Consider the following 7075-nt stretch of genomic DNA (forward strand, 5'->3'; position numbering starts at 1 on the left):
CTGCCGTAAAGAGCACGCAGGTCGATCGCGTCAGAAATGTTCCAAATAAATCCTGCCGCTGCCGCCAGTCCAGTCTGCGAGGTTCCGCCAGAAACGCGATGAGACGCTGGCAAGCTGGCAAAACGCGAAATGGCTCCCTGTCCCTCACCCGCAAACGGCAGAATGGCTGGAAACGCATCCGACACTTCGGCATTTGTTCCAGCAAACAGAGTCAGTTTGTTAGCGACCGGAAAGATGTAGAGCAGCTTGTATAGGTCGATCGAGTTATTGCCGCCGCGCGCCGAAAGGTTCTGCGGGTTGACAGTAGGAAACTGTGGCTCATACGCCAAACGCGCATTGCTGGCATTGCCGAATACGACATCGCCGTAGCCCAGCGTTCCCGAAAGGCTGCTGCCGTTAGGGAATAGCAGACTTGGACCGCCGCCAAAGTTGTAGGCTTGCAGTCCGGTGATCAGCAGATCTCGTCCGGTAAAGCTAGTATTCAGGTTCAGTCGCACACGGTTGTTGAACACCACGTCTGCATCTCTGCCTGCGGTGGGGGGAATGAGCGCGCCAACCCCAGTGCCTAAAACGTTGGCGTTGGTGTTGTTGATGAATGCAGGGTTGCCGCCATCATAGGCACCGTAAGCGCTGGCAACGCTGAAGATCACTTCACCGCTGAGCTTAGTGGTAGTGGAAAACTGCTGCCGCTCTAGCGTCGCCGTCCGAGTTTCCAACGCATCCACTCGACCGCGCAGGGTCGCCAGTTCTGCGGCAAACTCTTCTTGCAACCGTTGAAGCGTTACCAAATCCTCTTTTTTAACCAGGTCGGCAGTCGCGGCAGCGATCAGTTCATTGACGCGATCGATACAGGCGTTCAAGCCAGCGGCAAACTCGTAGCGCGTTAGGGCACGGTTGCCGCGATAGGTGCGATCAGGATAGCCGACAATACAGCCATAGCGCTCGACTAGGGACTGTAGCGCCTGAAACGCCCAATCGGTGGGTCGGACATCCGATAGCTGCGACACCGAGGTGACTTGCGCCATCGAATCGGGAGTCGGTGCGGCTAGTTGAGAAACCGCAGGCGTTGGAAGTTGGGCGATCGTAGGGTCCGCTGCGATCGTGCTTGAGAACAATGGCTGCGGGGCCGGGGATGCAGCAGCGGTTGTGGGCAGCCCTGCGACTGGCAAAACGCCAGCCAGCCAGAACAGAAGGCTTCGTTTTTTCATGGGTCCTGGAGCAAGAAAGGATGGTCACGTTTAGTCCTCACACAGTGCAGGAGCAATTTGTCCTCACGCGAATGTTGTGACTTGTTTCCATCTTCTTGTGACAGGTGGCTGAACCGGAACCCACAAAGCATCAGAAGGTCTATGCGAGGCAATAGTGAGATGTTGATGAATCAGAATTTGCTATGGTGTGCATTTGCTGGGTTTTGAGAATACGATCGCAGGTTTAAATACTCGTCGATTTGTCGCTCTAACCTCTCGATAAGTAAAACTCAGACTAATTTGTCAGTACCCAGTTTTAGGGTCGCCAATTTCTGAGCGCTCCCCAAGATCTCCGAGGTTTACAGAACCTCGGAGATCTAGAATCTCAACTATGTACCCTACATCTAAGTGCTGACGCTGCGCTTCTAATTCTTCAAACTGGATTGGAAGCTGTTTCGCGTGGACTGATAAACATGGACTAATAAACTTGTTAGTCAACCAGTTATCCAAAATCAGGAGATTGGGGGCAATGCATAAATTCTAACTATCTTAATTTTTGGCTTAGCTGTGAATTCTTGGCTCTGGATGCAGCGTTGTTAAGAGCTGACTTTCGACGATCGCCAATTCATCTAGTCGTCGATCGACCACGGCACGATCGGCGTACGTTGTTGCCAACATCCAGTACGCTCCGTAGTGCCGCGCCTCGGATGCCATTAAGCCTCGGTAAAACTTTGCCAGATCGGGGTCAGGACAGTGCGAACCCAGTAGCCCCAACCGTTCATGGCTGCGGGCTTCAATTAAACCGCACACCAGCAGCGAATCCAGCAGTCGATCGGGCTCGGCAGCGCGAATCTGCTTATTCAAACCTGCACCATATGGCGGTGCCGATAGGGGTCCCAGAGGAACCCGACGACGATCTAGAATCTGATTAACCTGTTCAAAGTGCTCAAGTTCCTCCTGCGCGATCGCGGTCAGCGTCCGCACCAGTTTCGTGTTCGACGGATAGCGAAACATTAAATTCAGCGCTACGCCTGCCGCCTTACGTTCGCAGTGAGAGTGGTCAAGCAGAATCGTATCCAAATTCGCCAACGCCTGCTCAAGCCAAGCTGAGGACGTGGGTTGTTTCAAAAACTTGATTGTTGCAGGAGTTGAGCTAATCACGATCTACAGTGTTGAAAACACCAGTTGAAACTCAGTTCATGCCCAGTCTACTACTCGGACACGCTTCGTTTCATTGTCGAATATGACCTTACTCGAATTGCTGGTTATTGTCGCGCTTGGGCTGGTGCCTGCATTGTTCTCGCTGCTGGTGATGCGAAAAGCAGAAACCGACGCGCGAGAACGGTTGCGTTCTGCCATGAACGCGACCGCAAACCACCGTCTGCGACGCATGCACTACGCCTTTTCTAATGATCATCGCTACGTAGAAGGGTTAGGCTATCTCGTCGGGGATATCACCTGCCGCTTTAATGCCCGATCGCCCTATCTGCGCTGCGCGATCAACCCGTCTGGACCTTGCAAAGAGTGCCCCTTCTACGAGTCGATCGAATTTAGGGACTAGGGGTTAGAGACCAGAACCAGTAAAGTAGACTAACCAAACTCAATTCCGAAATGCTGCCTCACTTCATTAACCCCTAGCCCCCCAATCCCAGCCTTTAGCCCCTATTCTGTCCATGATCTTCCCCGACTTCGCCCAATTTACCGATCTCGCCCAGCAAGGCAACTTTGTCCCGGTCTACCAGGAATGGGTTGCCGACCTGGATACACCCGTCTCTGCCTGGTATCGCGTTTGTGCTGGACAGCCCTACAGTTTCTTGCTGGAGTCTGTGGAAGGCGGCGAAAACCTTGGACGCTACAGCTTTTTGGGCTGCGATCCGCTGTGGGTGCTAGAAGCACGGGGCGATCGCGCGACTCAACTTGGTCGCGACGGTTCCAGTCGCACCCTAGACGGCGATCCGTTTGCAGCCCTTGCTCGCTGTCTAGAACCCTACCGTCCCGTTAAGCTGCCTCAGTTGCCCTCGGGGATTGGTGGGCTGTTTGGCTTTTGGGGCTACGAGCTGATTCATTGGATTGAGCCGCGAGTGCCTGTCTATCCTATTGCTGATACCGATTTGCCAGATGGCTTGTGGATGCAGGTGGATAGTCTGCTGATTTTTGACCAGGTGAAGCGCAAGATTTGGGCGATCGCCTACGCTGATTTGCGCGACCCTAGCACCGACCTGTCTGCGGCATATGAGGCAGCCTGCGATCGTGTGACACAGCTCGTCAACAAGCTGCAATCCCCGCTCTCCGAGCAAGCTGCCCTGCTCGCTTGGACACCTCCTCAATCCCAAACCTCAACCCCCACTTCCCTCTCCTTTTCTAGCAACACCACGCACGACGCATTCTGCGCCAACGTCGAAAAAGCCAAAGCGCATATTCAGGCAGGCGATATTTTCCAGGTCGTCGTCTCGCAGCGGCTCTCGACGGATTACAGCGGCGATCCATTCGCGCTGTATCGATCGCTGCGGCTCATTAATCCGTCGCCGTACATGGCCTATTTCAACTTTGGCGATTGGCAGATCATTGGCTCTAGCCCAGAGGTGATGGTGAAGGCGGAACGGCTGGACTCAAACGCTCCCATGCTGGCAACCGTGCGTCCGATCGCAGGCACCCGTCGTCGCGGTAGTACCCCTCAGGAAGACGCTGCGCTTGCCGCCGATCTGCTGCAAGACCCGAAAGAAATCGCGGAACACGTGATGCTCGTCGATTTGGGACGGAACGATTTAGGGCGGGTTTGCGTCAATGGAACGGTCAGGGTAGATGAATTAATGATGGTCGAACGGTATTCCCATGTCATGCACATTGTCAGCAATGTCGTTGGGCAGCTTGCGCCGGATAAAACGGCGTGGGACCTACTGAAAGCGTGCTTTCCTGCCGGAACCGTCAGCGGTGCTCCAAAAATTCGAGCGATGGAAATCATCCACGACTTAGAACTCACTCGGCGCGGTCCCTATTCGGGTGCCTATGGCTACTACGATTTTGAGGGACAGTTGAATACGGCGATCGCCATTCGCACCATGATCGTTCGTGCTCAGGGTGGTGGTAGACACACAGTCAGTGTGCAAGCTGGAGCCGGACTTGTCGCCGATTCACAACCGCAGATGGAATATGAAGAAACTCTGAATAAAGCTAGAGGAATGTTGGAAGCGGTGCGGTGCCTCAGTTAATTTGGTTATGGCTTGCGGCGATTTGAGCTTAGTGTTACAGTTCTTAATACTGGCAGCAATCAGTATTCACTCCCTGAGTTATAGCTCTAGAGATTGATTCCCCTCAAGTTTGGTGCATTATGCTGGTGTAGTGGCTGAATGTGGAGATAGAGTGCTACCGTAGATAACCTATCCTTCTTAACCACCTTCACAGAGGTTTCTCAACGGAGTGCTGTTCTAACCTGTGAGTTCGTCAGTTAAGCAAGCATTTGAGCCTGCGATTTATTTAGACCGAAATTCCGTTTCACTCAAGTTGCGCTCTGGTACCGTGATACCTTAATGGATGGCACAACTATTTCCAGTCCCGTTCTCAGCGGCGAAGACGCTCGTTCAAAAGCCTCCAGTGATGACCAAACGCTCACACAGCAACTATCTACATTTAAGATCTTTGCTGTCTGATACAGTGCCGCAAACGGAGAGCTGTAGCCAGGATCTCTCCGGTAGCCTGTGCTTTAAAGGTTGGAGCAGGAGGGAGTTGGCTGTCTCTTGAGGTAGGCGTCTACTTCACTGGCTTCAGTCAATATTAAGTTTGTGCACTCAAGCCTATAGTTAGTTGAATCACAGTCTGGAGGTAATCGTTCCATGTCCGTTCGTCTTTACATAGGCAATTTGCCAGAAGACCTCAGTCGCCAAGACTTAGAGGCGGTGTTTGCTGAGGCGGGTAGCTCTGTCTCAACCAAGATTATTACCGATCGCAAAACCAACAAATGTCGAGGATTCGGATTTGTTACCGTCAAAAGTGACGAGCAAGCCGATGAAATTATCGAAAAGTACAATGGCTACTTGCTGAAGGAAAACACGCTGAAAATTGAGCGTGCTCAGCCTCGCGCTAAGGATAAGGGCGACGAAGCACCCACTAGCGGTGCTGAGGCTCCCAGTCCTACCGGCTCTAACAACAACCGTCGTAAGAGTACCAGTAACACCAAGGCGCGTCGAACCACGGGTGGCAGCCAAACTGATCCGGAAAGCGTCCAACCCGATCCACGTTGGGCACAAGAGCTAGAGAAACTAAAGCAGCTTCTCGCAACTCAAACGACAAACTCCTAGCATGTCTGTTGTTGGTTCAAAGACTGTGATCAAGTAGGGGCAACTTGCTTGGACTCGCGCTTCTTAACTGAAGCGATCGTGGTTCAAGCGAGTTGCCCCTACCGCTATATCAGTCCAGCAGGGGAACTCCAAGCCAAGTCTGCAAATGTGATCGCACCTGTTCGGCAAACTCTGAGCGCAAGCTAAATTTATCGGTGCGAATTGGCTTGCGCTGCTCGTCTAGCGTCCAGCCGTAGTCGCTGCTGAGACGGAGGCTATTCTGCCAGTCAGCAATGGACAAAATCAATTGCGGTGCAGGGCTGTTATCTACATCGCTGACGCGAAACACATAGTTGTACGTGTTTTGATTAGCTGCCGCCACAGTAGATGCTTGCCCACAGATTTCGGCTAGGCGGCTCCGCACCTGTTCGGACAATCCAGGGGTCGTAATGTCTTCTAGGGTGCGGACAGCAAGGGTAAGGGCAAAATAGAACTCTTCAACCGGAACAAATTCAAGCTGCATGGGCGATCGATGGCAAATTCATCTCACAGATTATCAGGTCTGCTCAGAATTTACGCTTGATATCAATAGAGCGTAGGGGCAAAGTGATGATCAATCCTCTCTAGTTGAATCATAGAGAGTTCTGACCGCCACTTTGCCCCTACAGGGTTATGGAGATTGATCGTGTGTAGAATTCATAATCTTATGCAAGATTATGAATGGCTGCTACTAATTCAGCGAATACGCCGATTGCAACGCCCACAGAATTAAGGCGGCAATACTGCCTAGCAGAAGCACCGCCGATACCACGATCGTCTTGGGGCTATCTGCCCCATCAAATTTCATGATTCCCCGGTTCAAGTCTGACATGGTTGCAATCCTCTCCTTTCGATTCACCTAATGACCAGTCATACAAAAAGTAGGGTTTGAGCCTAGGTTGCCTAAGCCTTAGATGACTCAGCAATCCGTCCTGATTCTAGCCAGCGATTCGCGATCCCTCCTCAGTCTTAAGGTTTCTATTGGATATTTTTATAGAACTCATCAGGTGCCGCTAATAATTGCCGATAGGAATGTCTTCCCGCGATCGCAGCAAGCACTCGGTAGACTAGAGGATGCATGACACGACGCGCGAATCCTTATCATGACTGCTACCCTCAAAGACTTCTTGGAAACCTGCCAGACTCTGGGCACGCTGCGTCTAATTGTGACGAGCAGCGCGGCTGTTTTGGAAGCTCGGGGAAAGCTGGAAAAGCTTTTCTACGCCACGCTTCCTAAAGGTCAATACGCCAACATGCACACGGAAGGTTTTGAGTTTCACCTCAACATGGACCGGATCACCCACGTAAAATTTGAAACCGGAGAGGCAAAGCGAGGCAACTTCACCACCTATGCGATTCGTCTGCTGGACGAAACAAACGAATCAGCACTCAGCTTGTTTCTACAGTGGGGTAAACCCGGAGAGTATGAGCCTGGGCAGGTTGAAGCGTGGACGGCGCTACGAGAGCAATACGGCGAGGTATGGCAGCCTGCGTCGCTGCAATCGGATGAAGGCTGAGGAATTGGGAATGAAACGCAGCCTTATTATTCTGCTTGCTTGCTGGGCGTGCTGGTGT

The 7075-nt window shown here is 52.2% G+C and carries 8 protein-coding genes; 4 read left to right on the forward strand and 4 right to left on the reverse strand.

The genetic code is table 11. The annotated features are described in order from the left end of the window. Together H6F43_RS11525 and miaE are read right to left on the reverse strand one after the other, a co-directional pair. The coding region (locus H6F43_RS11525) for an iron uptake porin (RefSeq protein WP_190342909.1) at positions 1-1208 on the reverse strand (1208 nt) is incomplete at its 3' end. A 540-nt stretch (positions 1209-1748) separates the two neighbouring features. Then, on the reverse strand, positions 1749-2348 hold the full coding sequence (gene miaE, locus H6F43_RS11530; protein WP_190342910.1) for a tRNA isopentenyl-2-thiomethyl-A-37 hydroxylase MiaE: 600 nt from the start codon (positions 2346-2348) through the stop codon (positions 1749-1751). 82 nt (positions 2349-2430) lie between these two features. Between miaE and H6F43_RS11535 the strand changes: the two genes are divergently transcribed. The 3 genes from H6F43_RS11535 to H6F43_RS11545 all read left to right on the forward strand — a co-directional run bounded on the left by H6F43_RS11535 (position 2431) and on the right by H6F43_RS11545 (position 5482). Then, positions 2431-2748 carry a DUF6464 family protein gene (locus tag H6F43_RS11535; RefSeq protein WP_190342911.1) on the forward strand — a complete coding sequence of 106 codons (318 nt, stop codon included), beginning with the start codon at positions 2431-2433 and terminating at the stop codon, positions 2746-2748. Between the two features lie 112 nt (positions 2749-2860). Continuing rightward, positions 2861-4396 (forward strand): anthranilate synthase component I, encoded by a 1536-nt coding sequence (trpE, locus tag H6F43_RS11540; protein WP_190342912.1) that lies wholly within the window; start codon positions 2861-2863, stop codon positions 4394-4396. Positions 4397-5017: 621 nt separating this feature from the next. Further along, complete coding sequence (locus H6F43_RS11545; protein ID WP_190342913.1) at positions 5018-5482, forward strand: RNA-binding protein; 465 nt, start codon at positions 5018-5020, stop codon at positions 5480-5482. Positions 5483-5591: 109 nt separating this feature from the next. On the opposite strand, the gene H6F43_RS11550 is transcribed toward H6F43_RS11545, so the two are convergent. Both H6F43_RS11550 and H6F43_RS11555 read right to left on the reverse strand, forming a co-directional pair. Next, positions 5592-5984, reverse strand: a complete 393-nt coding sequence (locus H6F43_RS11550) for a hypothetical protein (RefSeq protein WP_190342914.1) — start codon at positions 5982-5984, stop codon at positions 5592-5594. 207 nt (positions 5985-6191) lie between these two features. Next, complete coding sequence (locus tag H6F43_RS11555) at positions 6192-6332, reverse strand: hypothetical protein (RefSeq protein ID WP_190342915.1); 141 nt, start codon at positions 6330-6332, stop codon at positions 6192-6194. Between the two features lie 271 nt (positions 6333-6603). Here H6F43_RS11555 and H6F43_RS11560 point away from each other — a divergent pair, with 271 nt between their 5' ends. Next, complete coding sequence (locus H6F43_RS11560) at positions 6604-7017, forward strand: ChuX/HutX family heme-like substrate-binding protein (protein ID WP_190342916.1); 414 nt, start codon at positions 6604-6606, stop codon at positions 7015-7017. Positions 7018-7075: the final 58 nt, after the last annotated feature.

This window comes from Leptolyngbya sp. FACHB-36, assembly GCF_014695955.1.
GTDB lineage: Bacteria > Cyanobacteriota > Cyanobacteriia > Leptolyngbyales > Leptolyngbyaceae > FACHB-36.

Coding starts and splice junctions, on each gene's coding strand:
- H6F43_RS11535 (WP_190342911.1), top strand. CDS start 2,431: ATGACCTTACTCGAATTGCTGGTTATTGTCGCGCTTGGGCTGGTGCCT.
- trpE (WP_190342912.1), top strand. CDS start 2,861: ATGATCTTCCCCGACTTCGCCCAATTTACCGATCTCGCCCAGCAAGGC.
- H6F43_RS11545 (WP_190342913.1), top strand. CDS start 5,018: ATGTCCGTTCGTCTTTACATAGGCAATTTGCCAGAAGACCTCAGTCGC.
- H6F43_RS11550 (WP_190342914.1), bottom strand. CDS start 5,984: ATGCAGCTTGAATTTGTTCCGGTTGAAGAGTTCTATTTTGCCCTTACC.
- H6F43_RS11555 (WP_190342915.1), bottom strand. CDS start 6,332: ATGTCAGACTTGAACCGGGGAATCATGAAATTTGATGGGGCAGATAGC.
- H6F43_RS11560 (WP_190342916.1), top strand. CDS start 6,604: ATGACTGCTACCCTCAAAGACTTCTTGGAAACCTGCCAGACTCTGGGC.